31 protein-coding genes and 1 other annotated feature are annotated in these 26548 nt (G+C 44.2%); of the genes, 16 read left to right on the top strand and 15 right to left on the bottom strand.

Annotated features, from left to right (window positions below):
- Positions 1–2 precede the first annotated feature (2 nt).
- Together dsbB and ACGHAV_RS13780 are read left to right on the top strand one after the other, a co-directional pair.
- On the top strand, positions 3–530 hold the full coding sequence (gene dsbB, locus ACGHAV_RS13775) for a disulfide bond formation protein DsbB (RefSeq protein ID WP_390381741.1): 528 nt from the start codon (positions 3–5) through the stop codon (positions 528–530).
- Positions 527–1078, top strand: coding sequence for a GNAT family N-acetyltransferase (locus tag ACGHAV_RS13780; RefSeq protein WP_390381744.1), 552 nt, complete (start codon positions 527–529; stop codon positions 1076–1078). The genes dsbB and ACGHAV_RS13780 overlap by 4 nt, the downstream gene beginning before the upstream one ends.
- 66 nt (positions 1079–1144) lie before the next feature.
- Here the strand turns inward: ACGHAV_RS13780 and ACGHAV_RS13785 are convergent, their stop codons facing one another.
- From ACGHAV_RS13785 to ACGHAV_RS13835, 11 genes are all read right to left on the bottom strand, one after another.
- Positions 1145–1639 (bottom strand): YcgN family cysteine cluster protein, encoded by a 495-nt coding sequence (locus ACGHAV_RS13785; RefSeq protein WP_390381747.1) that lies wholly within the window; start codon positions 1637–1639, stop codon positions 1145–1147.
- Positions 1636–2304 (bottom strand): fumarylacetoacetate hydrolase family protein, encoded by a 669-nt coding sequence (locus ACGHAV_RS13790; RefSeq protein WP_390381750.1) that lies wholly within the window; start codon positions 2302–2304, stop codon positions 1636–1638. The genes ACGHAV_RS13785 and ACGHAV_RS13790 overlap by 4 nt, the downstream gene beginning before the upstream one ends.
- The gene (locus tag ACGHAV_RS13795; RefSeq protein ID WP_390381753.1) at positions 2304–3347 is read right to left on the bottom strand and encodes a lytic transglycosylase domain-containing protein; all 1044 of its coding nucleotides are present in this window, start codon (positions 3345–3347) and stop codon (positions 2304–2306) included. The genes ACGHAV_RS13790 and ACGHAV_RS13795 overlap by 1 nt, the downstream gene beginning before the upstream one ends.
- A gap of 6 nt (positions 3348–3353) precedes the next feature.
- On the bottom strand, positions 3354–3650 hold the full coding sequence (locus ACGHAV_RS13800) for a YcgL domain-containing protein (RefSeq protein ID WP_390381756.1): 297 nt from the start codon (positions 3648–3650) through the stop codon (positions 3354–3356).
- A 43-nt stretch (positions 3651–3693) separates the two neighbouring features.
- The gene (gene rnd / locus ACGHAV_RS13805; protein WP_390381759.1) at positions 3694–4848 is read right to left on the bottom strand and encodes a ribonuclease D; all 1155 of its coding nucleotides are present in this window, start codon (positions 4846–4848) and stop codon (positions 3694–3696) included.
- Positions 4849–4910: 62 nt separating this feature from the next.
- Positions 4911–6563 (bottom strand): long-chain-fatty-acid--CoA ligase FadD, encoded by a 1653-nt coding sequence (gene fadD / locus ACGHAV_RS13810; protein WP_390381762.1) that lies wholly within the window; start codon positions 6561–6563, stop codon positions 4911–4913.
- Positions 6564–6683: 120 nt separating this feature from the next.
- Positions 6684–7523 (bottom strand): alpha/beta fold hydrolase, encoded by an 840-nt coding sequence (locus ACGHAV_RS13815; RefSeq protein WP_390381765.1) that lies wholly within the window; start codon positions 7521–7523, stop codon positions 6684–6686.
- 99 nt (positions 7524–7622) lie between these two features.
- Complete coding sequence (locus tag ACGHAV_RS13820) at positions 7623–8324, bottom strand: Slp family lipoprotein (RefSeq protein WP_390381768.1); 702 nt, start codon at positions 8322–8324, stop codon at positions 7623–7625.
- Positions 8325–8606: 282 nt separating this feature from the next.
- Positions 8607–8900 carry a hypothetical protein gene (locus tag ACGHAV_RS13825; RefSeq protein WP_390381771.1) on the bottom strand — a complete coding sequence of 98 codons (294 nt, stop codon included), beginning with the start codon at positions 8898–8900 and terminating at the stop codon, positions 8607–8609.
- 53 nt (positions 8901–8953) lie between these two features.
- Complete coding sequence (gene tsaB / locus ACGHAV_RS13830; protein WP_390381773.1) at positions 8954–9679, bottom strand: tRNA (adenosine(37)-N6)-threonylcarbamoyltransferase complex dimerization subunit type 1 TsaB; 726 nt, start codon at positions 9677–9679, stop codon at positions 8954–8956.
- Between the two features lie 15 nt (positions 9680–9694).
- Complete coding sequence (locus tag ACGHAV_RS13835; protein ID WP_390381776.1) at positions 9695–11614, bottom strand: ATP-dependent DNA helicase; 1920 nt, start codon at positions 11612–11614, stop codon at positions 9695–9697.
- 250 nt (positions 11615–11864) lie between these two features.
- On the opposite strand from ACGHAV_RS13835, the gene ACGHAV_RS13840 reads away from it, so the two are divergent.
- Positions 11865–12089 (top strand): hypothetical protein, encoded by a 225-nt coding sequence (locus ACGHAV_RS13840; RefSeq protein WP_390381779.1) that lies wholly within the window; start codon positions 11865–11867, stop codon positions 12087–12089.
- Between the two features lie 45 nt (positions 12090–12134).
- Here ACGHAV_RS13840 and ACGHAV_RS13845 read toward each other — a convergent pair whose 3' ends face one another.
- The 3 genes from ACGHAV_RS13845 to ACGHAV_RS13855 form a co-directional block, all read right to left on the bottom strand.
- Entirely contained in the window at positions 12135–12467 is a 333-nt protein-coding gene (locus ACGHAV_RS13845) for a hypothetical protein (RefSeq protein ID WP_390381782.1), read from the bottom strand.
- Positions 12468–12525: 58 nt separating this feature from the next.
- Complete coding sequence (locus ACGHAV_RS13850; RefSeq protein ID WP_390381785.1) at positions 12526–13833, bottom strand: alpha-amylase family glycosyl hydrolase; 1308 nt, start codon at positions 13831–13833, stop codon at positions 12526–12528.
- A 64-nt stretch (positions 13834–13897) separates the two neighbouring features.
- Positions 13898–14806: a sulfite exporter TauE/SafE family protein gene (locus tag ACGHAV_RS13855; protein ID WP_390381788.1), complete on the bottom strand. Its 909-nt coding sequence runs from the start codon at positions 14804–14806 to the stop codon at positions 13898–13900.
- A gap of 198 nt (positions 14807–15004) precedes the next feature.
- On the opposite strand from ACGHAV_RS13855, the gene ACGHAV_RS13860 reads away from it, so the two are divergent.
- The 5 genes from ACGHAV_RS13860 (at position 15005) to ACGHAV_RS13880 (ending at position 18568) form a co-directional block, all read left to right on the top strand.
- Positions 15005–15487, top strand: coding sequence for a DUF2244 domain-containing protein (locus ACGHAV_RS13860; RefSeq protein ID WP_390381791.1), 483 nt, complete (start codon positions 15005–15007; stop codon positions 15485–15487).
- Between the two features lie 77 nt (positions 15488–15564).
- Complete coding sequence (locus ACGHAV_RS13865; protein WP_390381875.1) at positions 15565–15813, top strand: DUF6482 family protein; 249 nt, start codon at positions 15565–15567, stop codon at positions 15811–15813.
- Between the two features lie 148 nt (positions 15814–15961).
- Positions 15962–16534: a YSC84-related protein gene (locus ACGHAV_RS13870; protein WP_390381794.1), complete on the top strand. Its 573-nt coding sequence runs from the start codon at positions 15962–15964 to the stop codon at positions 16532–16534.
- 175 nt (positions 16535–16709) lie between these two features.
- A complete protein-coding gene (locus ACGHAV_RS13875) occupies positions 16710–17615 on the top strand; it encodes a hypothetical protein (RefSeq protein WP_390381797.1) in 906 nt (301 codons plus the stop codon).
- A 167-nt stretch (positions 17616–17782) separates the two neighbouring features.
- The gene (locus ACGHAV_RS13880) at positions 17783–18568 is read left to right on the top strand and encodes a ParA family protein (RefSeq protein ID WP_390381800.1); all 786 of its coding nucleotides are present in this window, start codon (positions 17783–17785) and stop codon (positions 18566–18568) included.
- A gap of 121 nt (positions 18569–18689) precedes the next feature.
- Here ACGHAV_RS13880 and ACGHAV_RS13885 read toward each other — a convergent pair whose 3' ends face one another.
- Positions 18690–18935: a hypothetical protein gene (locus ACGHAV_RS13885; RefSeq protein WP_390381803.1), complete on the bottom strand. Its 246-nt coding sequence runs from the start codon at positions 18933–18935 to the stop codon at positions 18690–18692.
- Between the two features lie 271 nt (positions 18936–19206).
- Positions 19207–19323 (top strand) — a sequence feature (His leader region).
- A gap of 50 nt (positions 19324–19373) precedes the next feature.
- On the opposite strand from ACGHAV_RS13885, the gene hisG reads away from it, so the two are divergent.
- From hisG to hisIE, 8 genes are read left to right on the top strand one after another with little or no spacing between them, the layout of a single operon-like run.
- A complete protein-coding gene (gene hisG, locus ACGHAV_RS13890; protein ID WP_390381806.1) occupies positions 19374–20276 on the top strand; it encodes an ATP phosphoribosyltransferase in 903 nt (300 codons plus the stop codon).
- Between the two features lie 12 nt (positions 20277–20288).
- On the top strand, positions 20289–21593 hold the full coding sequence (hisD, locus tag ACGHAV_RS13895) for a histidinol dehydrogenase (protein WP_390381809.1): 1305 nt from the start codon (positions 20289–20291) through the stop codon (positions 21591–21593).
- A complete protein-coding gene (gene hisC / locus ACGHAV_RS13900) occupies positions 21593–22672 on the top strand; it encodes a histidinol-phosphate transaminase (protein ID WP_390381812.1) in 1080 nt (359 codons plus the stop codon). The genes hisD and hisC overlap by 1 nt, the downstream gene beginning before the upstream one ends.
- A complete protein-coding gene (gene hisB / locus ACGHAV_RS13905; RefSeq protein WP_390381815.1) occupies positions 22669–23739 on the top strand; it encodes a bifunctional histidinol-phosphatase/imidazoleglycerol-phosphate dehydratase HisB in 1071 nt (356 codons plus the stop codon). Before hisC ends, hisB begins: the two co-directional genes overlap by 4 nt.
- The gene (gene hisH / locus ACGHAV_RS13910; RefSeq protein WP_390381818.1) at positions 23739–24380 is read left to right on the top strand and encodes an imidazole glycerol phosphate synthase subunit HisH; all 642 of its coding nucleotides are present in this window, start codon (positions 23739–23741) and stop codon (positions 24378–24380) included. The genes hisB and hisH overlap by 1 nt, the downstream gene beginning before the upstream one ends.
- A complete protein-coding gene (gene hisA, locus ACGHAV_RS13915) occupies positions 24380–25117 on the top strand; it encodes a 1-(5-phosphoribosyl)-5-[(5-phosphoribosylamino)methylideneamino]imidazole-4-carboxamide isomerase (protein ID WP_105929305.1) in 738 nt (245 codons plus the stop codon). The genes hisH and hisA overlap by 1 nt, the downstream gene beginning before the upstream one ends.
- Positions 25099–25911 (top strand): imidazole glycerol phosphate synthase subunit HisF, encoded by an 813-nt coding sequence (gene hisF / locus ACGHAV_RS13920; protein ID WP_390381821.1) that lies wholly within the window; start codon positions 25099–25101, stop codon positions 25909–25911. The genes hisA and hisF overlap by 19 nt, the downstream gene beginning before the upstream one ends.
- The gene (gene hisIE, locus ACGHAV_RS13925) at positions 25908–26525 is read left to right on the top strand and encodes a bifunctional phosphoribosyl-AMP cyclohydrolase/phosphoribosyl-ATP diphosphatase HisIE (RefSeq protein WP_390381824.1); all 618 of its coding nucleotides are present in this window, start codon (positions 25908–25910) and stop codon (positions 26523–26525) included. Before hisF ends, hisIE begins: the two co-directional genes overlap by 4 nt.
- The last annotated feature ends 23 nt before the right edge of the window (positions 26526–26548 follow it).

The following is a 26548-nucleotide window of genomic DNA, read 5'->3' on the forward strand; positions in this document are numbered from 1 at the left end:
TAATGCGTTCACTTATTAGAAGTATTAGCCAATGGGCAGAGCACAAGTCTTCATGGCTTGTGCTTTTTGCTACTTCTCTTGGTTTAGAAATTGCTGCGCTGTATTTTCAATATGGCATGGGCCTGAAGCCTTGCATCATGTGCATCTATCAGCGCACAGCTATGTATGGCATTGTGCTTTCGGCACTCATTGTTTTATTTAAAAACAATGGCCTTACTCGCATGATAGGTTTTGCCGGTTGGGCAGTGTCTGCTGGCTGGGGTTTTCTTATTGCAAAAGAACACATTGGCATTTTAAATGCTGCTAACCCGTTTTTTGCAAGTTGTGAAATTGTTCCTAACTTCCCTTCATGGCTACAGCTGCACGAATGGATCCCCGCTGTATTTGCAGCTGAAGGGGACTGTATGGAGGATAGCTGGCAGTTTCTTTCTATGGGAATGGCTGAGTGGATGCAAATAATCTTTGCTGCGTATTTTGCAGTATTTGCTATCGTGTTTGCGTGCCGCCTATTGGATAAAAAGCCCTTTTGATTGATTTATCCATTTTACCCTCTCGGCTACCCCCTATCCACACCGAGCAAGGTCCAGTAACCATACAACGCATCGCGCATAAACATTGCGATGCGTTGTGTGAAGCAGGTCAAAAATCTATTCATCATGTTAAGCCCTGGTTTGGTGCCTCTGTTTGCCCTGTAACACCAGCATTAGCAAAGCAGTGTATAGAGAATATGGAAAAGGCCCGTGACACCGGCTACGGGTTAACCTATTTACTTATGCACGATGAAACCTGTTTGGGTATGGGCATTATCAACTACATTAACCACACGCACCTAACAGCTAATTTGGGTTACTGGTTAAGTCCGCAGGCATGTGGAAAAGGGCTGGCCACGGCAATTTGTGAAGCGCTTAAGAAGCTGGCCTTTTCACAAATGAACTTGCACCGACTGGAGTGCTATGTAGAGCCCAACAACAAGGCCAGTTTGCGCGTTGCCGAGCGAATTGGTGGTGTTAAAGAAGGTTTATGCCGTAAGCGTATTTTTGGCAGAGACGCCCTGCTCTACGCCATTGTTAATGACTAAATCAAGCACCAGCGTCCGTTGCTTCCATCTCTTTTCTAAAAGAAGCGCTCTTCTGATCTGCGCTTTCTAATCTAAGTCTTCTAGCGGCCAAATGGCGATATAGTCTTCAAACTCGTTTAAGTCTACATCTGATTCAAACACCGTTTTGTTTCGTACCGACATGCCTGCTGCATGCATCGCATGCTTTTTACCTTTGTTTAGCAATGGATGCCACGACGGTAGCCCTCTTCCTTCGTGTAAGCGCCTGTATGCACAACTGGTAGGCATAAAGAAGATATCTTTAAGGTTGTCTTTAGTAAGCTTCACACAGTCAGGCACAAGCTCGGTGCGCCTTGCATATTGGGTACACTCACACTTTTTTGTGTTTAGGTAAGAGCAGACAATATTGGTGTAGTGAATTTGCTCATTCGCTTTTATGTGATCGGTAGGTGAATATTCCTCAACACTCTCGTCATCTATGAACTTGTGTAGGCAACATTTCGCACATCCATCGCACAACGACTCCCACTCAGTTTGGGTCATTTCCTCTAACGATTTAGTTTCCCAGAATGCCTGTGTCATTCGTTAATTACCTCGGTATCTAAGGTCAGATGCCCTTTTAGCTCCACGCTAACTTTATCACCTGCGAACAAAGGGCCTACCCCTTTTGGCGTGCCTGTAAGCACTACGTCACCAGCATCTAATCTAAATTCGCTCGACATATGGGCAATTTGCGGCACAATTTTGTGCAGCATCAACGCCGTATGCCCCTGCTGCCTTACTTCACCATTAATGGTTAATGAAAAATGTAAATCATCAAGCTCAGTTATTTGATCGATAGGAATAAAGCATGAAAGCGGCGCGCTGCCATCAAATGATTTCGCTCTCTCCCACGGCTGCCCGTCTGCTTTCAGTTTAGCTTGAACATCGCGCAGCGTTAAATCTAAGCCAAGGCCAATGCCCCAGATAGCGTCGTACACTTCTTTTTCGCTTGCATTTTTAAGCGTAGACTTAAGCAGTACCGACACCTCTAATTCGTTGTGACATTCGCCTTTGCCAGTTGGAATGGCTACTGGCTGTGATAGGGCACATAGCGCCGCCGAGGGCTTCATAAAGAGTAAGGGCTGTTCAGAGACCGCCGAGTTCATTTCTGCAATGTGGTCGAGGTAGTTACGACCGATACACATCACTTTTCCCGTAGGCAATGCAATATCGTTTCCCTGCATATCTTTATGTGAATACTGCATTAATAACCTCGCTTTATTCTTTCAGACAAATAACCCACTGAAACACCGAAATACGATGAACGATTCCATTTCATTAGCGTGTGGAAGTTGTTATAAACTAAATAAATTCGACCATCTTCACCGTCAGGTATTATCAGTGATGCTTTTATATCTACTTTAGGAAGGTCGCGCCCATCAAAACGCTTAACGCCTTGCTCTTGCCAAAAACGCAGTGGCTTCATATTTGCCTTAGACAAACCATAAATTGAAACCGGCTGAGTAAGCTTTACTTGCCGTCCCCACGTGCCTTTGTCGGTCCAACCTTCTGATGAAAGGTAGTTAGCAATTGATGCAAAAACATCGGCCTTGGTATTCCAAATATCCTTTTTACCATCGCCATCGTAATCGACCGCATAGTTGGAAAAAGAAATGGGCATAAACTGGGTTTGCCCCATGGCACCAGCCCAAGAACCTTTAAAGTCAGCTACTTTTGCATGCCCCTCATTTAAAATGTTAAGCGCGGCAAAAAAGTTATCTTTAAATAATTTTTCTCTGCGCCCCTCAAAAGCCAATGATGCAAGAGCAGACAACACACTATAATTACCCTGAATTTTACCGAAGTTAGATTCATTGCCCCAAAGCGCCACAATAAATCTAGCCTGTACACCATAGTCTTTGGCAACACGCTCTAATAAGTCTTTGTTCTCTTCGTAAAGCGCTACAGCCTGCTTAACCTTCCAATCTGGCACTCGGGTAGACAAATAACTATCTAGCGTTATTTTTCTTTCCGGCTGATTTTTATCACTTTTAATAACGGTAGGTCGAAAAGTGATGTCAGCAAACGCTTCGTCGATAAGCGCGTCTTCATAACCCTTTTCTTGCGCTTCAATGCGAAGAGCTGAAACATATTGTTCGAACTTGGCAAACTGCTCGTCGTCGCTTTGTTGTGCATGCGCCAAGGAGAAAACGCTTAAGAATAAAGACAGGGAAACTACGGCTTTACATAAAAGACTTAGGTGAATTGTAAGGCCACACTGTAAATACTGTTGTAAACGTAAATGCATAAAACCTTAAAACTTCTTATCAGGGTTTTTACTAAGACCAAGTGACTCGCGATGTTTCTCTAGCAAATTGTCTTCTTTAGGCGGCATTTGCAGGTAAAAACCTTGCTCATTAAGTGCGTCTATCAGCTTGTCCTTTTCGACACCGCCAAGGCGCTCACGCTTCTCAAGCGCAATGATTGTCACAAGTTCAGGCACGCCAAAGCGCGACATTAGCGCCTCAGGTACATCTTCAAAGTGGCCTTTCTTTGGAACGTATAAATACATTCCTTGCTTTTTGTTGGTTTTATAAACCGCACATAACATAGTGAATCTCTTGTCTCTTATTGATTATAAGGTAGAAAAATAATTACTCTGGCGCGTCGCCAAGAAGCGCTTTTACATGTGGCATAAACAGCGGCGCGCGCCAGGTTGAAAGCACATCTGGCATAAGCCCTTGCACACGCGTTTCATCAACTTGAAACCAGTACCACTTCAAAAGCTGATTTAGCTGTTTTTTAGACGCAATTACATCAGAACTTACGCCATTTTCTTCGGCAATTTTCTCTGAAATAACTTTTAAATCGCTAAGGCTCTTCTTATATTTTGGAACATCAATGAGTCGAAGTACCACAGGCAACCGCAGATTTTCGGGTGTTTGTGCGTATTTAGCTCTTGCATCATCAATAAGCGAAATAATGGTGTCGCCGTAGCGTCTAATTGATTGATGATTAATGCCATTAATGCGGGAAAGCCCACTTTTACTGTCTGGCAAACGCTGCGCAGCTTCAAACAAATGACCTTCTTTAAAAACGAAGTTTAATGCTAAGTCTTTTTCTCGCGCAGTATGCAAACGCCATGCGGCGAGTGCTTGTAATACGGTTAGCTGCTCGGCATTCAAACGCCAATTGTTCTTAATTTGTAGATAAGCAAAATCTTCGGGCATTTGTGCACGCTTTTTTGCCCCAAGCAGTGCTATTTCATCAAATATCCAATGAACTTTTCCTGCTTGTTGAATTGCTGAGGCAAGCTGTTGATAGCATGGTAAAAGATAAAGCACGTCGTTAGCCGCATAGCTTAACTGTGCTTCACGTAAAGGCCTTGCAAGCCAATCGGTGCGTGATTCACCTTTATCAAGTGATACGTCGCACAGCATTTCAACCAATTTTGCATAACCCAACGTAGGCCCTTTGCCTAATACGCTTGCAGCAAATTGGGTGTCGAATATGGGTGAAGGGAGTGTGCCAAAAGCCGTTAAAAAAGTTTCCAAGTCTTCAGAGCACGAATGCAACACCTTCACAACAGCTTCATTCTCGAGAAGCGAGACAAAAGGCTGCATGTTCTCTATGGCAAGTGGATCTATTAACACCAATTGGTGTCCATCGTAGAGCTGAATTAAGCCAAGATGGGGAGTAAGCGTGCGTGTTCGTACGAATTCAGTATCAAGCGCTATGGCTTCTTGACGCTGTGCTGCAATGCAGACTTTTTCTAGTTGTTCGTATGTTGTTATTAATTGATATTGCATATTCAGACACAGTAATAAAAAAGCCGGCAAACGCCGGCTTTAAGTATACTAATTCAGAGAAATTAGTCTCTTAACTCACGACGTAGAATTTTACCTACATTGGTTTTAGGCAGGTCGTCTTTAAATACAACCTGTTTTGGCACTTTATAGCCCGTCAGATGATTTCGGCAATGCGCAATAACATCTTCTGGCGTTAGTGAGTCGTTGCTTCTTACAACAAAAAGCTTAACAACTTCACCGCTAACCTCGTGTGGAACCCCTACCGCAGCCGCTTCAACGATATCATCATGCATTGCAGCCACTTCTTCAATTTCATTAGGGAACACGTTGAAGCCCGACACAAGGATCATATCCTTTTTACGGTCAACAATATAGAAGTAACCTTCATCATCTACGGTTGCAATGTCGCCAGTAGCAAGCCAACCATCTTTCAAGATTTCTTCTGTTGCTTCAGGACGGTTCAGATAGCCTTTCATTACCTGCGGGCCTTTTACCCACATTTCGCCTGGCTCGCCTTTTTCAACAGGGTTTCCGTCATCGTCTAAAAGCTTGATGTCTGTTGAAGGCACAGGCATACCAATAGCGCCTTTATAGGCTTCAATTTGTGGTGGATTTACTGCCACTACAGGTGAACATTCTGTAAGGCCATAGCCCTCAAGAAGAACAGTGCCCGTAACTTTTTCCCACTTTTCTGCAACAGGGCGCTGAACGGCCATACCACCGCCAAGACCAAACTTGAATTTGCTGAAGTCAAGCTCGTCGAACCCTGGGGTGTTTAGTAATCCGTTAAACAGCGTATTTACACCAGGTAAAATGGTGAACGGATATTTGCTAAGTTCATCAACAAATGCGGGCATATCACGAGGGTTAGTAATAAGTAGGTTGCGACAACCGTACTTAACAAACATCAGGCAATTCGCTAGTAGTGCAAATATATGATAAAGCGGAAGCGCAGTAACCACGAAGTCTTCCCCTTCCTCAATAACAGTCTCGAGAATGCCTGAAACCTGCTCAAGGTTAGCAACCATGTTACGGTGCGTAAGCATAGCGCCTTTCGAAACACCAGTAGTACCACCGGTATATTGCAGGAACGCTAAGTCGTTATTGCTGATATCTGGGCGAGTGTAAGTAAGCGATTGGCCTTTCTTAACCGCCGCGGTAAATGAAGTGGTTTCTGGAAGATTAAACGCTGGCACCATCTTTTTAACATACTTCACAACCGCGTTTACTATCCAGCGCTTAGGTGCTGGAAGCATATCTCCGAGTGAGGTAAGAAAAACTTCTTGCAGATTAGTATCTGCAATCACTTCTTCAAGTGTACAAGCGAAGTTCTCGACTATTACAATAGCCTTCGCGTTTGCATCGTTAAGCTGGTGCTTAAGTTCGCGTGCTGTGTAAAGCGGGTTAACATTAACCACAACCATACCCGCACGTAGAATGCCAAACATTGCTACCGGGTACTGAAGAAGGTTAGGCATCATAATTGCCACAGCATCACCGCGCTTCAAACCGCTTGACTGCAAATATGCTGCAAATTGGGCAGACAACGTATCAAGCTCTTCAAAAGTAATAGAGTGCCCCATGTTAATGAAGGCTTCTTTATTTTTAAATTTCTTTACCGATTGCTCGAATATGTCTACTACAGACGCATAGCGCTCGGCATCAATTTCAGCGGATACGCGAGGGTCGTAATGCTTAAGCCAGGTTTTTTCCACCAAAACCTCCTCTTCTTTATTCTTATTCATTGGTTGGTGTACTAAAAATCACCACCAACATAACTGGTCTGATAACTTGCGAATAGTATAGGATGTGTAAAAAAAAATAAACGATGCAATTTACAATTGCTCAACAAATTGGCTAATTAAGGCGCCTACATCCTCGGTATTTTCCATGTGAATATGATGCCCGCCTACTAATTGTTCATATCGAGCATTTTTAAACCACGACGCTCTTTTTGGGTAATTGGCTTCCAAGTTTTTAAAACTAGTTGAAGCGCCTATTATTAGCATAGGACACACAATAGCACGCAATAAGTTTTCTGCCTGTTTTTCCGTCAACCTCAATATAGATTTTGTTCTAAGACGGAAATCTGAAGACCAAAACTGCTGGCCATCAGCTTCTTCTTTTAGATTACGACTTAAAATACTTCTGGCAGCAACAGCAGGTATATCTGAAATTTTACATCTAGCTTCTACTGCCCTATCTAAATCGACGGGACGAGGCTGGCTTTGCCCTTTCTCAAAACGATTGATAATGGCGTCTCTCATTTGCTGTTGCGTAGTGCTTTCATCTTCAACAAGAGGGCCACACGCATCAATACTTACGACAGCACGAACCCTCTCTGGAAACAAGCTTGCAAACATCGATGCCAATATACCGCCAAGGGAATGCCCTACTAAAATAACATCGCTAAACTGCTCGGATTGCAAAAGCGCGTAAAGGTCTTGAATATAATCAGCTTGATTGTAGTGCGTACCTAAAGGACGATGCTGCGAACGTCCGTGCCCTGCTAAGTCTACAGCAATATAGCGATACGCCTTAAAATAAGGAGCAAGTACCTTCATACTTTCAGCATTATCTAAAAAGCCGTGTAAACCAATAACGACAGGTCCATCAACCTGATTATCCAATGCAGCTAGCTTTAAATCACCTGCCGAAAGCACAGTTTCTATCATTTTAACTCCCTCTCAGTGGCAAGATCGCAGTCAACACCCACACAATTTTTGCCGCACAATAAGAAAAAAGCGGCAAACATCTGCCGCTTTCAACTAAACCTATTTTTGTTTATCTAAACGAATTGGATGAGCCGTCGACTTTTTACGGCCTTGATTATTGGTTTGCTTTCCCTTTGGCATTGTTGAGCGGCTTGGGGCATTTTGATATCGAATAACGCGTGTTCTATTAAACCCCGGGTGAAAAAACGGGCTTCCCCACGGACGATAGAAAGGGCTTCCCCATGGGCCAAAAAAGGGCCCTGGGCCATAAAAAGGTGAATACCAGCCTGTGTGGTAATTGAAGAACATAGTATCGACTTCATACACATCACGCTTGCGCCACATGTGGTAGTCGTCGGCGATTATTGTGGGATAAATATAGGGTTGCTCACCAACTAAGCCGCTTGTTGGTAACGTGACTGTGCCTAAAAACGTGGCAGCGCGACCTTCTTCGAACACAATGGGGTCAACAAATCCGTCGATTTGCACCTTAAATCGCCCTGATGTCTCGCCGCCTGTGTTGGGCTTGCCATAATGATTTAGCGGGAAGTGAGCAAGTTCTATATACGTTTTGTAAGGCTTATTTTCTACACCAACAATAAGGCCGCCCCAACGGGCTTTTTGGCCTTGCACAGTTGCACCCGATGTTACCGCTTTAGAATATGAAACCAATGGGGTTCCGTCTGGCACATCAATGTTTTCGGGCACAATAGCACACCCTGAGAAAATGACGACGGCTAATAGAATTAAGTAACGAGACATTTTAGCGCTCCAACGATAACCTAATAGACATTGCGGTCGTTTACTATGCCTAAACTGCATATTCAGACCACAACGTCACATTGTTTATCTCTTAAAATCAATGTGAGAAAACATGCCAAAACAATAACATAACAGTAGCATTTATTATTGGCGACAACTACATCCTCAATCTTACATTTTTATAAATTTCGTTACCGTAAATCCAGCACAAATAACAATAGTGATAGTAAGACCGAATTGTTTAGATAGTTAAGGTATGGATTTGTTCAAATAGAAATTGCGTTAGGCGTAGATGTCTACGCCAAACATTGATTGAATTGATTCACGCTGTTGTTGCTTTTCAAAGCTGGTATAAGACGCAATGGCTTGTTGAGAGTATGCATTACCTTCCTCTCGAACAAACTGCTGATACGCTTTTGCATTGTCGGTACCCTGTTCATCAGGTGCCACAACGATCGCCCGCGTAGACGATTCTTCTTGACCCTTACTACTTTGCTGAGGGTCTTTAGTTACTTTTGCTACCCTTCCCTGACTACCGTCAGATGAAGGTATGGAAAAACTAGTATTGATGTTCATACAGCGCTAGTAAAGGCAAGAATCACGCCAAAGTCTTAAAACTATTATTGCTGTTATTCTCTTCCCGGTAGCTTTTTCCACGTCACCTTATCACGTAAATAAACGGGCTCGACATTTACTGCGTCTGATACATCGCCGCGATCTTTTGCCATACTCGCCAATGGCAACATAAAGATGGCATTAGGCAACGTAACGGTAACTTCTGGTGTAGCAGAATGACTTTGAAGCCATTGTTGTAGTGGCTCATAAGCGCTCCACCCCGTTCCTGCCACAACAACTTGTTTATTTGCTATCGCAGCCATTTGTTCCAACGCTGCCTCTGGGGGGCACACCTGCTCTGCTACTTCTAGCGTTAGTGCATTGCCGTCGGTTTTGTATACTGCAAAATACACCTCACCCATACGTGCGTCTGATGCTACTGCAATAAATTGTGCTGAATTGTTTGTAGGCGTTGTTTTGTTAAGCGATGCTGCAACTTCTCGGGCCATTGCCTCTAGCGTGCTAATACCAGCTACTTCAAGGCCTGTACCAAGCGCCAAACCTTGAATCATGCCAGTGGCTATCCTTACGCCCGTGAAGCTTCCCGGACCGCGACCAAATGCCAACAGATCGAGCTCGTTTAATGAGACTCCCGCTTCTTTTAGCACCTCATCCACCATAGGTAGTAAGCGTTGACTATGCTGCTGGGGGCAAACTTCAAAACGCGACACGGTAATATTTTCAAGCTGTAGTGCTACTGAACACGCTTCAGTAGCAGTATCAATTGCTAAGATATTCATGATTATCTCTGTAACTTATTTATCATCTATGTTTGCTAAAAAGCGTTCTACTTCGTCGAGACTGCGCGTACGCTTCATATCAGGCAAACTTCCTACAAACGTTTTGGCATAAGGCTTTGTTACCAAGCGGTTGTCACAAATAACCAATACACCTTTATCAGATGGATCTCTTATTAGTCGTCCAGCACCCTGTTTTAACGTAATGACCGCCTGCGGGATCTGAATGACTGCAAAAGGGTTTGCTCCACGCTTTTTCACATCTTCCATACGCGCTTGCAGTAAAGGATCGTCTGGCGATGCAAAAGGTAGCTTGTCAATCATCACGCACACCAAATCGTTTCCGCGTACATCAACACCTTCCCAAAATGCCCCCGTTCCCATTAACACCGCTTTTTCATCAGCTAGATAAGCGTCAAGCAGCGCTTGCTTAGTGGTTGTTCCTTGCACCAACAGAGGGTTGTCTACCTCATCTTCTAGCTTTTCAGCAATTTCGCGAAGCATAGCGTGGCTGGTAAATAATAAAAAGCAGCGACCGCGGCTCGCTTTTATCAAGCGCTTAGCCGTTTGCAACAGTGTTTCACGCATAGAAAAACTATTGGGCTCAGGCAAATACCTAGGCACACATAGCATAGCCTGCTCTGGATAGTTAAACGGACTATCTAAGCCAAGTGTTTTCGCCTCTTCAAGACCCATGCGACGTTGAAAATGTTCGAAGCCGCCATTAACCATGAGCGTTGCAGAAGTGAAAATCCACCCTCTTGGTGGTGAGGCCACAAAGCGGCGAAATTTCGCAGCGATAGAAAGCGGCGTTAAGTGCATAATAAGATGGCGCTGAGTGGTCTCGTACCACAAGCTAACGTTTTCTTGCTTGTCGTCACTTAACGCATCTAGTTGCTCGCGAGCCGCCACTACACGCTCATACATATTGTCTAAGTCTTTATCCCTGCCAATGTGCAGTTTGCAGACTTCATGTAAAACGCCCAATGCTTCAGCGAGTTTGCCCACCTGCATTCGTACATCATCGCGATTGAGTGCTTCAGCCCAATTCCCACGCTCAGGTGTATCAGGAAACAGTAAGCGTAAATCTGACGCAATCATTCTGCACTTATCAGCCGCTTTATCTAGCTGACCCGCATCTTTTAATACAGTTCTAAATAAAAGCGTTATGTCCTTGCTAATATCGTGAATTTGGCGCGTAGAAAGAGACTCGCCAAAGTAATCACTCGCAATATCTGGAATTTGGTGAGCTTCGTCGAATATGATTGCATCGGCTTCAGGAATGAGTTCGCCAAACCCAGTGTCTTTCAACGCCATATCGGCGAAAAACAAGTGATGGTTTACCACAATAATGTCGGCGTCTAGCGCTTTTCTGCGGGCTTTTACTAAATAACAATCTTCATAATCTGGACAGTCTCGTCCCAAACAATTGTCGACGGTGGAGGTAACAAGAGGCAGCACTTTTGCATCTTCTGGGAGGGTTTTAAGCTCGCCCATATCACCGCTTTTTGTGCTGCTAGACCAACGCTTAACTTCAGAAAGTTGTCCTAATACTTCTTTTTCTACCAGCGTAGAATTTCCACCGTGCTGTGCCAGTCGATGAAGGCACAAGTAATTAGCGCGACCTTTCAGCAAGGCCGTTTTTCTTTTACTACCAAGTGCCTTTTTTACCAGAGGCAAATCTCTGTGGAACAGCTGCTCTTGAAGATTTTTGGTGCCTGTTGACACTATCGCCTTGCCATCGCTTAACAACGCAGGCGCAAGGTAAGCGAATGTTTTACCTGTGCCAGTTCCAGCCTCAACAATTAAGCTACCTGTGGTATCAATCGCATGCTTCACCGCTTTCGCCATTTCAGTTTGAGCGTCACGCGGCACAAAACCTTGGATGGTTTTGGCAAGTAAGCCGTCTGATGAAAATACGTTATTAATAGTAGGCATGTGTAAGCGCTGTATACTTTTTCTAATTCGGCCGCGCATTATGCCAAAAACCTCAATGAATGCCCATTAAAGGTTGATGCATTTGCACTGCTCACTTAGTTTTTTCGCTTCATGGAAGTACGAATGTGTATCAACGAACTATCAAAAGATTTTATCTTTTGGAGCAAAATAATTCGCTTCTTTAAACGCGTATTAAGGCGCACTATCTTGGCTGTTGATATGACTCCCTTAACATTTCATGAAGGTAAATATGAAAACTTTAGTGTCATTACTTTTAAGCTGTTTGGCAGTGTCGGCATTCGCAAACGAAGCTAAACCAGCACCCGCAGAACTTGTTGCTGAACTTACAACATTTTGCCAAGAAGTTGCTGAAGAAGATGGAACTAACGGTAAACCGCTTAATGAGTTTTTACTTGAATGCGTAAATGAAGAGCTTGAATCAGAAGGCTTCGAAGCCGTTGACGCATTGCGTTAATTTACGCCAATAAACAAACGCGCCTCGCCTTTTAAAGCGAGGCCGTTAGCGTTCGAAAAATGCGTCTACCAAATCGGCCAACATTTCTTCCAACTGCTCTTCAAATTCATCAAGTTCTATATCAAAACTGCTCAGGTACTTTTCAGCGTTTTCTCTTGATACTGTCGAGTTCTTTATTTGAAATTCAAGCTCCGGTAAAGACTTGTCGTAGCGTGGCTTAATCGTCCAGCGCAAACAATGCCCATGTAAATCCTTAAGCTTCTTTTTCGCAAAAACACAAAACTCTTCTACATAGTCTGTTCCTTGAGGACCAAGGCAACCAGGCTCTATTCGATAGAACACTAAGAGTTTTTTGTACAGCGGGAGTTTATTTTCCATAGCGCCTTAATGATTAGATAAAATATAAGTATTGGCGAGTTGTTTTCACATTGCCAGTTTAGCGCTTAACGAAAATTTTGTACTGCCAGGGGCCTAGCGATAACTGGGTATTGGTCGAAAACGTGTGGTGCTGGCCAGTAGTAAAATCTATATAGTCATCTTCAAATAAAGTTTCATAGAAGTCAGTGTTGACCGATTCATTTGAAAAATTAATAACAACAAACACCTTTTCATCTGTATTGTGCCTGACAAAGCTAAAAACCTTGTTCATTACGCTATTAGGCACCTGAATCATTCTCGCCCCATATTCGCCGTTACCAAGCACTGCTTTTGATTTTTTAAGCGCAATCAAATCGCGATACAAATCACCAATTTCATGTTCTTGCCATTCAATTGGATCTCGCTCAAAAAACGCAAGGCGCTTCGTTTCTCCTGCTTCTTGCCCATTGTGAATAAGCGGCATACCTTCGCCTATAACAGAGAGCACTATGCTGGCTTCCAACGCATCTCCAAACTGCTCGTATTGTGTGCCGTCCCACGCGTTTTTGTCGTGATTACTTACAAACGTCATTCTATACGCTTCTTGTGGCCAGCTTCTCTCATTCCATGAATAGTATTTACGCAAACTGTCTAAACTGCGTTTCCCCATCGCTATTTCATGCATAGTCTCGTTCCATGTCCATGCGTATGTAATGTTAAAGGCACGTTCGTGCATGTCCCTGTTTTCCCATTCCGCTAGCATAAAAACAGGCTTAATAGCATCTAGTTCACAACGCGCTTGCTGCCAAAAATCATTGGGTACATAACCTGCGACATCATGCCTAAAACCGTCTATATCAAATTCTTTCACCCAATAGCACATTGCTTCAATCATGTAGTTACGCAAACCTACTTGGGTGTAATCAAATTCAATAATGTCGCTCCAATCCCACCATGGAGAAGGTCTAAAGTCTCCTTTGTAATCTTTTGCGTACCACTCTGGGTGTTTTTCGACTAATGGGTTGTCCCAAGCACTGTGATTAGGAACCCAGTCAATAATGACCTTCATCGACAAATCATGTGCGGTTTTGATGAGAGTATGTAAGTCGTCAGCGGTGCCAAACTCTGGATTAATTTGCATATAGTCTTTCACAGCATACGGGCTTCCCAATGTGCCTTTTCGCTCAACTTCACCAATAGGGTGGATAGGCATAAGCCAAATAATGTCTGCACCTAATGACTTTATTCTAGGCAACTGCTCAGTGACACCAGCAAATTTGCCTTCATTTGAAAATTGACGGGTATTAACTTGATATATAACGGCGTGTGAAGACCACTCAGGCTGAGTAACTTTGTAGGGTTGAAATGATGTGATTGAATTACTCATTGTGTGGCTCCTTTTAATCTCAATAATTACAGAAGGCTAACAAATTGTAGTCGGCAACCAAACACTAAAAAATTGGTAGACTAGCAACACCCAAGATAAACACCCAACCGCCAAAAAATAGTTTTAACTTTTGCACTGAAAAAGCCAGCACTACATGTTTGGCAAGCATGCCTCCCACGATAGCGCCAATACCGGCAAAAAGAACAACTTCAAAAACGACCGATGGACTAACAAAAAGATGGTAAGGAAGTGCAGCCCACACTGTAAATGATGACAAAATGACCGCTACAGCAATGGACATTGTTACGTTAAAGCAACGTACAATTAGATAAACTGCAACAAGCTCGCCAACACCCACCGACAACCACGCGGTAACGATTGCCCCCATAAAGCTTATGAAAGGTAGTGCAAGAATGTCAGCCTTTGTAAGCTCACAAGTAAACTGCGTTCGTTTTAATAACGGAATTGATGCGAATATTGCTAACGATAGCAAAACAGAAAACACGCCAAACAAAATGTGGAGATTGTCTAGACCTCCCCACCACTGCGTCAATAGTGTAGGTCCCACTTCAGAATATTGCGCGAACAAGATACCACACAGTGACGCAGGAACACAGAGTATTAGAGCGTTGGGCAGCACTTTCCAATGTACGTTAGATTTGTGTTCATTTTTAAAATAATACGCCCACGTAAGCGCTCCTGCGGTCATTCCACAACATTGAATTCCAAAGCTCGTGGCTACAATACTGTCTGGCGAAAATTGAAGATATTGAAAGAAAGGTACAAAGACAACCCCACCACCAGCACCAGTAGCATTCGCGAAAATAGCGCCAACAACTCCCAGGAATGCAAATACGCCATAATCTTGCATTACTAATATCGGTGACGGCTGAGAAAGAAGTAACGCCAGCCATAAACACATCAAGGCAAATAAAATTATTGGTTTATTGTTTTTGTTAACGACAGAAACCACACTTTTTCCTTCATCAATGAAACGACTTCAAAAAATCATTGATTGTTTTTCAATCTATTTGAGCAAACTGACTCGTATACACCTTTCAGAAAACGCAAAGGCTAATGATGTTTTGCGCACAGAGTAATATATAAAAACGAGATTACCTATGATTTTGATCCCTTTACCGCAAGTGTTTTTAACGGTGCAATATCAATAATGTTAGAAACGTCAACTTCAGAGCACGGAGTCATCATTAGACTACAGCCAAATCGCTCTGCAACATGGGCTCAAACCAAGTTCTTAATGTGGTCCTTCGCCATTTTTGTGAGCAGTATCGCTACTGCATGGGCGTTTGTCGGCGCTTGGGTTGTGCTGCCCTTTGCTGGCGCTGAAGTATCAGCGCTGATATTGATAATGTATTTGGTTTCCCGTGCTACATATCAATGGCAATCGATAGAGCTTACAGAAGAACAGATAAAAGTTGAAAATTCGAAGCGTGCAGCCGTGACGTTTTTACGTAGTGCTACACATCTGTACTTCTATGAAGACGTATCGCATGGCCGACTACCAAGGTTGGTATTTAAAACCACATCACATATGTATGAAATAGGTGATTTTTTGAATGAAACCGACAAGGCAGAACTTCTCAAATTACTGCAGAACCACGGTGTCATTGTGTGTAAAAACAAATGGTGGTAGCCACGTTATATGACGCAGAATTAATGATCACTTTTCATTTTTTGCGCTAATACATAAAAGTAAACACTGAGGATGCAATTATGAATTTATACATTGAGTCGCTTGAAGGTGGTAACTATTTGGTGTCAACAGGAAACGGCGCAACACGAACATTAGTGCGAGACAGCAAGGAACAACCAAAAACATTTCACTGCATAAATGAAATAAAAGAGCATTTTTATGCCCAAGAATTTGAGCACGTGTGGTTGCGACAGAACACGCCTTATGAAGAAATGGTGGGTCAACATCAACAGCCTGGTGCGTTGGAACTTGAAATAGACTTCTAACGGCTTTTCCAAAGATAAACATGCTCAATCAAACTATTGAGCATGGTTTTTGCGTATACCTTAGCAGATTGTTGTAGTTATTCTCTTATTCTGACTAATATCAGAAGATGCGAGTAAAAATCACGCCCACCATGCTAAGGAGAAATGCATGAAATTCAAAAACTTTTTTACTAATCTAATTCTCGCTTCCACTGCGCTTGTGCTGAGTGCCTGTGCCTCGATGGGTGACGGTACTGTCGCAGAAAAAAGACAAGCAATACTCGACATGCAGCAAAATGCGCTTACACGCCTTTACAGCGAAAAACCTGACACTCGCGGTCAAATCAGAGACGCCGCAGGGTATGCGGTTTTCACCAACGCAAACATAAATGTCATATTTTTCGCAGCAGGTACAGGTTATGGCGTTGTAAACAACAATGTAACGGGTGCAAAAACCTATATGAACATGGCCGAGGGTGGCGTAGGGCTTGGGCTTGGTGCCAAGGACTACCGCATTGTGATGGTTTTTCACACTCAAGACGCCATGCGTTATTTCATTGAGAACGGCTGGACAGTTGGAGGAAACGCAGATGTTGCGGCAAAAGCAGGCAATAAAGGCGCATCGGCGGAAGGTGAAGGCTACGTGGGTGATATAACTGTTTACACGATGACTGAAAGTGGCCTTGCACTTCAGGCAACGGTGAAAGGAACAAAATTCTGGAAAGATAAGAATTTAAACTAACTGATAACTTCTCCGCGATCCTGAGCTCGTACGCTTGCGCCCCCACGCTTACTTTAAAAATTTGTAAGCATGGGGGTAATCCTTCATTTCGCATACCGTATTCACCAACTAATCTATATCCCATAACTAAATGCAAATGCATGGTGCTTTTTGTACAGTTATCGGGGGATTTATTATGTTAGGCAGTTTGAAACAGTATACTCGTAAAAAGAAACAGCAATTCAAGATGCTATCGCTTGTGACTACTGGCGCTGTGGTGATGTGCTTTAGCGCTTCATCTCATGCAGGCATTATATCTAGCAGTTTCGGAAACGCACTTCACATTGACTTAGCGATCTCAGACTTATCGCCAATTGCAATCGACTTAGGTAACGCGAACGGCACAGCTCCGTCGGGATATAAGGCGACAAATTCTTTGGTTGATGTAGACCGAACTCTTCCTACACAAGACCCTCTTATTAATGCAACGGCGGATATTTTTAGTGCTATGGCTAGCTCGACGCTCGAAAATTCTACCATCGGCGATTTCACAACTATTGGAAGTAGTACTATTGAGAATCTCTCATTTACCCTGTTACAAAACTTTCTTCCAGCCCTCGACTTTATCAACATATCGAACACTACCCTTAGTTCAACATCAAAAGTCGATGCTTCTTCTAGCTCAGATGGCTACGTGTTCAGCACTGCAGGGTCGTCTGTTGTTGAAAGCATAAACATAAACATACTTGGAAATAACATTACTGCTTCGGTAATGGACGACTCTCCAATTATGAATAACGTGACACTTTTTGATGCTTTAGGGCTTGGGGTTTTCCTCAATGAAGCAACGACGTCTTGCATCCAATCATTTTGTACTGAAGAAAGAAGCGCACTTCGTATTAGCTTCGATAGCTTTTCAGTACAGAATTGGGTTACCGATATTTTAAAGCAAGATTTTCTGGGTGATGATGTATTAATCTCTGGCAATATTATTTTAGCAAGCTCGCAGGCAACTACCCAGGTAAGTGAACCCTCTGCCGCTTTACTGCTTGCACTTGGTCTTGGTTTAATTGGTCGTCGCAGACTGTTTAACAAAAAGTAAGGCCCTACTTTCGCGCGTAGTGCGCTCGACCCTAATAGAGTTGAGCGCATTTTTCCTTCCCCTTTCCCAATACTTCCTGCTCTCAAGCGCTTTCAGTGAAAACCTCTTTACTTATGTCACAAAAGCTGGGCATATTTTAATCATTCGATTTTTAAAAGGATGTTGGTATGGTTAGCGTAGTTTTCAATCAGAAAGGTGGCGTTGGAAAATCTACAATTAGCACAAACCTAGCAGCATGCTGCGCAAACCTTGGCTTTAAAACATTACTTGTTGATTTAGATTCTCAGGGAAACAGTACTCACTATGCGGGTATCGACATTACTGAAAACACATTAACCGTAGCAGACATGTTTCGACAAGTAGTAGGCTTTTTCCGCACGCCAAATAAACCCATTGAGTTTGTGCAAGCCTCACCTTTTGAAAACCTCTTCGTCTTGCCTGCATCTTCAGAACTCTCAGAATTGGAAAGGGAGTTAGAATCGCGTTATAAAATGTTCAAGCTTCGCGAGACCCTAAAAACACTGAGACCGTCTTTCGACTACATTTTTATAGACACGCCACCAAATTTTAATTTTTACTCTAAAGCAGCGTTGATTGCCGCTGATAATTATATCGTTCCTTTCGATTGCGACGCATTTTCAGCTCAGGCTATCACTCGTTTACTTGATAATATTGCTGAATTAAAAGCAGATCATAATCCAGCACTGTCGTTTTTAGGTGTTGCTATTAATCAATTTAATAGCCAGGCAAAATTACCCGAATCTTTGGTGAAAGAGCTTGAGAATGAAGGGTTGGAAGTCATTCGGCCGTTTATAAACGCGACAGTAAAGGTAAAAGAGTCACATTCAAAGCGAGTACCCTTGCCTTTCTATTTACCCAATCATAAAGTGACGAAACAGTTCCATGGCCTCTTTGAAACGCTCTATGGTACTAATGAAAATAATGGCGAATAACTCGATGTTTTGCTCAAAAAGGGCGTAATTAAACAACGTTATCAGCAGCTATTTAAAAGAGCCCATTAATGCTTTTGATAGTTAACCCCGCTTCAATATTTTTGGGCTAGCTTGAAGCGTCCTATATATTGATATCGATGTGCTTAAGTCCATCGTCATCTTGCTCAGAGTCTCGTTTACTTTTCTCGTTTCTGTCTGATGCGCGCTCCACAACCTCTGTTTTCCTTACATAGGTTTGCGCATTGTTATCGTCCTCAGAAAAATGCTCCGACTTTTTTGTTTTCTGCACTTTTTTTACACGCTCATCAATCTCAACAGGCACTTTGGTGTTGCGTGGTAAAATAGGGAACAAAAGATCGTTACTCATGCATTCCTCTGTATTGTACATAATTGAGAATACGTCACCGGCAAGTTACACCTGTATTCTCTTCAACTCATATTCTGTTATCTGCGTTTTTGCATTAAAGCTTTAGGATCACAAACGTTCATATCGAAAAGTTTTACTATATATACTTTTATTTAGACCTATTGGCGAAAAAGAGTTCACTTTTGCCTTGCAAATCTAATTTCAAAACGCTAATGTTTCAGCCGTTCGAAATTAGGATTAAAATTCATCAAATGATTAACTGCGCGGCGAAACATCACCACCATCATAAAGCATAACCTTTCAGGTTCGTGCTGGAAGGTCTATGATTCCTTCCAATGGCGCAGATAAAAAATTCTCGACCCTCGGAAGGAAACTTCCGGGGGTTTTTCGTTTTAGGCGCAATCAAAAGTTAAAATACAACGTGTAAGGAACGTTTCAATGAGTAACAGCAAAAGACTTCGAATTGCCGTACAGAAATCAGGCCGTTTGAGCGATGACAGCATCGCCCTACTTAAGGCGATTGGCATTAAGTTAAACATTCGTGATCGCCTGCTGATTGCGCATTCAACGAACCAACCAATTGATTTACTTCGCGTGCGCGATGATGACATTCCAGGTCTTGTTATGGATGGCGTTGTTGACCTTGGCTTTATTGGCGAAAACGAGCTTGAAGAAAAAATGCTAGAGCGCAAAGCAGCTGGCAAGCCATTCGAATACGAAGTATTGCGTCGTCTAGACTACGGCGGTTGCCGCCTGTCAATTGCTGTACCCAACGAAATGAAGTATGACGGTATCCAGTCTCTAGAGGGCAAGAAAGTAGCAACCACCTACCCTTACCTACTTGAGCGCTACTTCAAAGAACAGGGCATAAATGCAAAGGCTGTAATGCTACAAGGTTCTGTGGAAGTGGCCCCACGAGCAGGTGTGGCTGACGCTATCTGTGACTTGGTATCTACCGGTGCAACCCTTGAAGCTAACGGTCTTGTTGAAAAAGACGTAATTTTCCGCAGTAAGGCGGTATTGATCAAGCGCGCCGACGGTGAACTTAGCGACGAAAAAGAAACACTGGTTAACCGACTAATGCCACGTGTTGATGGCGTGTTACTAGCAAAAGAAAGCAAGTACATCATGCTGCATGCGCCAAAAGCGTATTTGGAACAAGTAAAAAGCCTACTTCCAGGTGCTGAAAACCCAACAGTTCTGCCACTTGCAGGTAATGAAGAGCAGGTTGCTATCCATGTTGTTTCTACAGAAACCTTATTCTGGGAAACCATGGAAAAACTCAAAGCCCTTGGTTGTAGTTCTATTCTTGTAATGCCAATCGAAAAAATGATGGGCTAAAGGCAGGCAATTATGATTACTTGGTCATCTCTTTCGGCAAATGAGAAAAAACAGGCGCTAGCGCGCCCGGCTATGGCCAATAGCCAACAGTTAAAGCAGACCGTGGGCGACATTATCGCCCGCGTTGAAAAAGAGGGCGATGCGGCAGTACTTGATTTCACGCGTAAATTTGACTGCCCAGACTTAACAAGCCTTGTACTTTCACAAGACAATATTGATGCCCTTGCTGCAAAGGTGACGCCAGAGGTAGCAAGTGCTATCGATACCGCGTTTAACAACATAAAAATGTTTCACGAAGCGCAAAAGCCAAGTGATATTGCGCTAACCACGACGCCGGGCGTGAAATGCGAGCTGCGCTTTACTGCCCTTGATGCAGTGGGTCTTTATATTCCAGGCGGCAGTGCTCCACTTCCATCAACCGTATTGATGCTAGGCGTACCTGCATTAGTGGCGGGCTGCGCAAATAAACTACTTTGCACTCCACCGAACAAAGAGAAACTTATTGCGCCTGAAATTGCCTATGCGGCAAGAAAGTGCGGTATCAACAAGATCTTTTTGTGTGGTGGCGCGCAAGCAATCGCCGCTATGGCCTTGGGAACAGACAGCGTTCCTCAAGTAGATAAGATTTTTGGCCCGGGCAATAGCTTTGTGACAGAAGCTAAACAGCAAGTTAGCCAGCGTGCTGATGGTGCCGCAATTGATATGCCAGCGGGCCCATCAGAAGTATTGGTACTTGCTGATGAATTTGCGAACCCAGAGTTTGTGGCGGCAGACCTGCTTTCTCAAGCTGAACACGGTCCAGACTCGCAAGCTATTTTGGTGTCTAACAGTGCCACGCTTATTGAAGAGTCGAAAGCTGCAGTTGAACGTCAACTAGGCACATTGTCTCGCGCAGACATCGCTCGCCCAGCGATGGAGAATGCTCGCTATATTTTAGCCGATTCAATTGAACAGGCCATTGAAGCAAGCAATGCCTATGCTGCAGAGCACTTGATTGTGCAAATAGAAAATGCCCGCGATTATTTATCAAAAATTAAGTACGCAGGCTCTATTTTCTTGGGCCCTTGGTCTCCAGAATCTGCTGGTGATTATGCGTCTGGAACCAATCATGTATTGCCTACATACGGCTATTCGAAAAACTATTCTAGCCTTGGGCTCTTAGATTTTATGCGCCGTTACACCATTCAAGAGCTAAGTGCAGACGGCATGCGTAATTTAGGCCCTGCAATTATGGCATTAGCAGCCGCCGAGGGGTTAGATGCACATGAACAAGCCGTAGCACTTCGCATGCAGGCACTTAAGCAAGGAGACGCCTAATGTCGACGCTTATCGACAAACTAATTAACGACAACTTGGTGCCCTTAAAGCCATATGAGTCAGCACGTCGCTTGTTCTCTGGTGGTCAAGACTGGCTTAACGCCAACGAGTCACCTTATGCCAACGAATACAGCGTAGATAGCAGCAACTTTAACCGTTATCCATCGTGTCAGCCTGAAGCCGTAGTGAGCGGGTACGCAAACTATACTGGGCTTGATAAATCGCAGCTAATTGTTACTCGCGGGGCAGATGAAGGCATCGAACTGCTTATTCGTACCTTCTGTACACCCGGCAAAGATAATATTCTTATCTGCCCGCCTACCTACGGCATGTACGCCATTAGTGCTGAAACCTGTGATGTGGGCATCAAAAAAGTACCGCTTAACGATGATTTCAGCCTGAACGTAAATGCAGTTTGTGCTGAAGATGACGTGAACGTGATTTTCATCTGCGCCCCGAATAACCCAACTGGTACGCCAGTTGCTCGTGAAGACATTAAAACCGTGCTTAATCACTTTGCCGATAAAGCACTCGTTGTTGTTGACGAAGCGTACATTGAGTTCGATGCTGACAATACGTGGGCAAATGAAATTAACAATTACCCGAACTTAGTAGTACTTCGTACGCTGTCTAAAGCATTTGCACTAGCCGGTCTTCGATGTGGTTTTACACTTGCTCAGGCACCCGTCATCCAAGCACTACTTAAAGTGATAGCGCCCTATCCCATTCCAGAGCCAGTAGCGCAGATTGCTGCACAAGCATTGTCGGCTGAATCGCTAACGTTACTTGAGCTTCAGGTGGCTACCATTAACCGGGAAAAAGAGGCCCTAGCCGAAGCGCTGGAATCTATCGAAGGCTTTGAATTAGTGGGTGATAGACGAGCAAACTTTATCTTATTCCGCTACGCAAAAGCGCAAGCCCTAATGCAGTACTTGGTAAGCCAAGGCATGCTGATTCGCGATCAATCAAAACAGCTTAACTTACAAAACTGTTTACGCGTAAGCATAGGCACTGAAGAGCAAAACCAGCGTTTAATGCAGCTAATTAACGAATTTAAAAATAATGAGGACGCGGCATGAGTCAGCAAGCCATTTTATTTATTGACCGCGACGGTACACTCGTAGAAGAGCCGCCAGTAGATAAGCAATTAGATAGTTTAGAGAAGCTTGTTTTCGAGCCAAACGTTATTCCTGTGCTACTTAAACTAAAGGCAGCAGGGTTTAAACTCGTGATGGTAAGTAACCAAGACGGCTTGGGAACAGACAGTTTCCCGCAAGAAGACTTCGACAAGCCACACAATGCCATGATGGCCATTTTCGAAAGCCAGGGCGTAGTGTTTGACGACGTGCTTATTTGCCCGCACTTCGATGCTGATAACTGCACATGCCGCAAACCCAAGCTTGGCTTAGTACAAGAATACCTACATCAAGGCAAAGTGGACTTCACTCGTTCGTTTGTTATTGGTGACAGAATTACCGATGTACAGCTTGCTGAAAACATGGGTATTCGCAGCTTTCAGTACAACCGTGAAAGCTTAAACTGGAACGATATTCAGAAAAGCTTGCTTGCGTCGTCACGCATTGCAGAGGTAGTACGTACCACCTCTGAAACCGACATTCGCGTGCGTGTAGATCTTGATTCGCAGGCTAAGTCGACAATTCAAACCGGCATGGGCTTTTTTGACCACATGCTTGACCAAATTGCGACCCACGGTGGCTTCGAGCTAAACCTGACTACCGATGGCGATTTGCACATTGACGATCACCACAGTGTAGAAGACACCGCCCTTGCCCTTGGTGAAGCGCTTAAAAAGGCACTAGGCGACAAACGCGGTATTGGTCGCTTTGGTTTCGCGTTGCCAATGGATGAATGTCGTGCGGAATGTATCATGGATATTTCTAACCGCCCACACCTTAAGTTTGACGCTGAATTTAGCCGCGACCAAGTAGGTGAAATGGCCACCGAAATGGTACCGCACTTCTTCTATTCGCTTGCACAAAGCATGGGGTTATCGCTGCACCTATCCACCAGCGAAGGTAATGCTCACCACCAGGTAGAAAGCCTGTTTAAAGTATTTGGCCGTGCGCTACGTCAAGCCATTACGCGCCAGGGTGATGCATTACCAAGCAGTAAAGGAGCACTGTAATGTCAGTGGTAAACACCAGCCAGCGACAAAAAATAGTAATCGTGAATACCGGCTGCGCCAACATTTCATCAGTACGCTTTGCCCTTGAACGCTTGGGCGTTGAAGTAGACGTATCTGACGATGTAAACGTGATTAAAAGCGCTGACAAAGTGTTTTTACCCGGCGTAGGTACAGCAGCCGCAGCTATGGCAAGCATTAAGCAAAAAGCGCTAGTTGAAACCCTTCAGTCGCTTAGCCAACCTGTACTAGGCGTGTGTTTGGGCATGCAGCTTATGGTTGAAACCAGCGCTGAAGGTGGTTTTCAAGGTACAGGCAACATCGAATGTTTGAACCTAATGCCAGGTCATGTGGCTCGCATGGAATCAAAAGGCGTGCGCTTACCTCATATGGGTTGGAACACCGTTTCTCACAACAGCGGTCATAAAGAAGAAAGTTTATTTAAGGGCATCCCACAAGATACGTACTTTTATTTTGTGCATAGCTTTGCGGTACCTGAATACGAGCATACGCTTGCTAGCTGTACTTATGGCAACACCTTTTCAGCCGCCATAAATAAAGACAATTTTTACGGGGTGCAATTTCACCCAGAACGTTCTGGCGAGGCCGGAGCACAATTACTGACTAACTTTGTGAACCTATAATGATTATTCCAGCGATTGATCTTATTGACGGACACGTAGTGCGCCTGTATCAAGGCGACTATGAGCAGAAAACCCAATACGAACTGGACCCAGTAGACGTGGTTCACGACTATGCCGACCAAGGTGCAACGTGGCTACACATTGTTGACCTAACAGGCGCTAAAGACACCAGTAAACGTCAGCTTTCACTAATTAAGTCTATGGTCGATACCAAGCGCATGAAGTTTCAAGCCGGCGGCGGTATTCGTAGTGAAGAGGAAGTGGCGCAGTTACTAGAAACTGGCGTAAGCCGCGTAGTGATTGGTTCTTTGGCGGTAAAACAACCCGAGCTTGTGAAGTCTTGGGTAGAAAAGTACGGTCCAGAGCACATTGTATTGGCCCTTGATATCAATATTAGCGACAGCGGTGAAAAGCTTATTGCTACCCACGGTTGGCAAGAGAATTCTGGCGTAGCCCTTGAAGGCTTACTGGAAGACTTCGCTACAGTGGGCGCAAAGCATGTGCTGTGTACCGACATCAGTCGCGACGGCACGTTACAAGGCGCGAACACTGAACTGTATCAAGAAATGGCAGCCCGTTTCCCACATGTTAGCTGGCAAGCGTCTGGCGGTATTGGCAGCATCGCTGATATCGAAGCGCTAAAACCCACAAACGTTGGCGGCGTTATTCTTGGGCGCGCACTACTTGAAGGTAAGTTTACGGTGAAGGAGGCTATCGCATGCTGGCAAAGCGCATAATTCCCTGTTTGGATGTACGCGACGGCAAAGTTGTTAAGGGCGTTCAGTTTAGAAACCACGAAATTATTGGCGATATTGTGCCTCTTGCGGAGCAATATGCGAAAGCAGGTGCTGACGAACTAGTATTCTATGATATTACTGCAAGCTCTGATGCCCGCGTGGTAGATAAAAGCTGGGTAAGCCGTATTGCACAGGTTATTGATATCCCGTTTTGTGTAGCTGGCGGCATAAAAAGCATTGAAGACGCTGGGCGCATTTTGGAAATGGGTGCAGATAAGATTTCGATTAACTCCCCTGCCCTTAATAATCCAGACCTTATTAATCAGCTGCACGACGTTTATGGACAACAGTGCGTCGTGATTGGTATCGACAGCTTTTATAACGAAGCAACCGACCAATACGAAGTGTACAAATTCACCGGCGATGAAGCGCGTACGCAAAAAAGCCAATGGCAAACCATTGACTGGATCAAAGAAGTTCAGTCGCGCGGTGCTGGTGAAATTGTACTGAACTGCATGAACCAAGACGGCGTGCGCAAAGGCTACGATGTGAAGCAGCTGAAAGCCGTGCGTGATGTCTGTGAAGTGCCGCTAATTGCATCGGGTGGCGCGGGTGAAATTGTCCACTTTACGGATGTGTTTCAACAGGCTGACGTAGATGGCGCGCTTGCAGCATCAGTATTTCACAAGGGCATCATCAATATTGATGAGTTAAAAGCAGAATTAACCAGCAATGGCGTTGCCATGCGTAAGCGTCACGGATTAACGGCGCAAGCAGAAGGAGTAAACCAGTGATCATTACTAATGACAATAGCAATAAACTGGCTTGGGACAAAATGGACAACCTGCTGCCCGCCATTGTGCAAGACGCACTGTCTGGCAAAGTATTAATGCAGGGCTACATGGACCAAGATGCCCTAGCGAAAACCCTTGAAACAGGTAAAGTAACCTTCTTTAGCCGCTCAAAACAGCGTCTTTGGACGAAGGGTGAAACGTCTGGTAACACGCTAGATTTAGTGAGCGTTGCTTGTGACTGCGACCAAGATTCGCTGTTGGTACTAGCCAACCCTAACGGCCCGACATGCCACACTGGTGTTGAAAGCTGCTGGTTTGACGGCAACACACCAGCCTTTACATTTCTTGCAGATTTAGAGCGTGTTTTGGCTGCCCGTAAAAATGCCGACCCCAAAAGCAGCTACACCGCTAGCCTCTACAACAAAGGCATTAAGCGCATAGCCCAAAAGGTGGGCGAAGAAGGTGTAGAAACCGCATTGGCTGCGACTGTACACGACAAAGAAGAGCTAAAGAATGAAGCCGCTGATTTGTTGTATCATCTAACAGTGTTACTTCAGGCGAGCGATATGTCGTTAAACGATGCATTAGATGTACTGCGTGAGCGCCACAAGTAAGTGACTTTGTAATACTTATTTTA

The sequence above is a fragment of the Alteromonas sp. MTD1 genome (genome assembly GCF_042848195.1).
Taxonomy (GTDB): domain Bacteria; phylum Pseudomonadota; class Gammaproteobacteria; order Enterobacterales; family Alteromonadaceae; genus Alteromonas.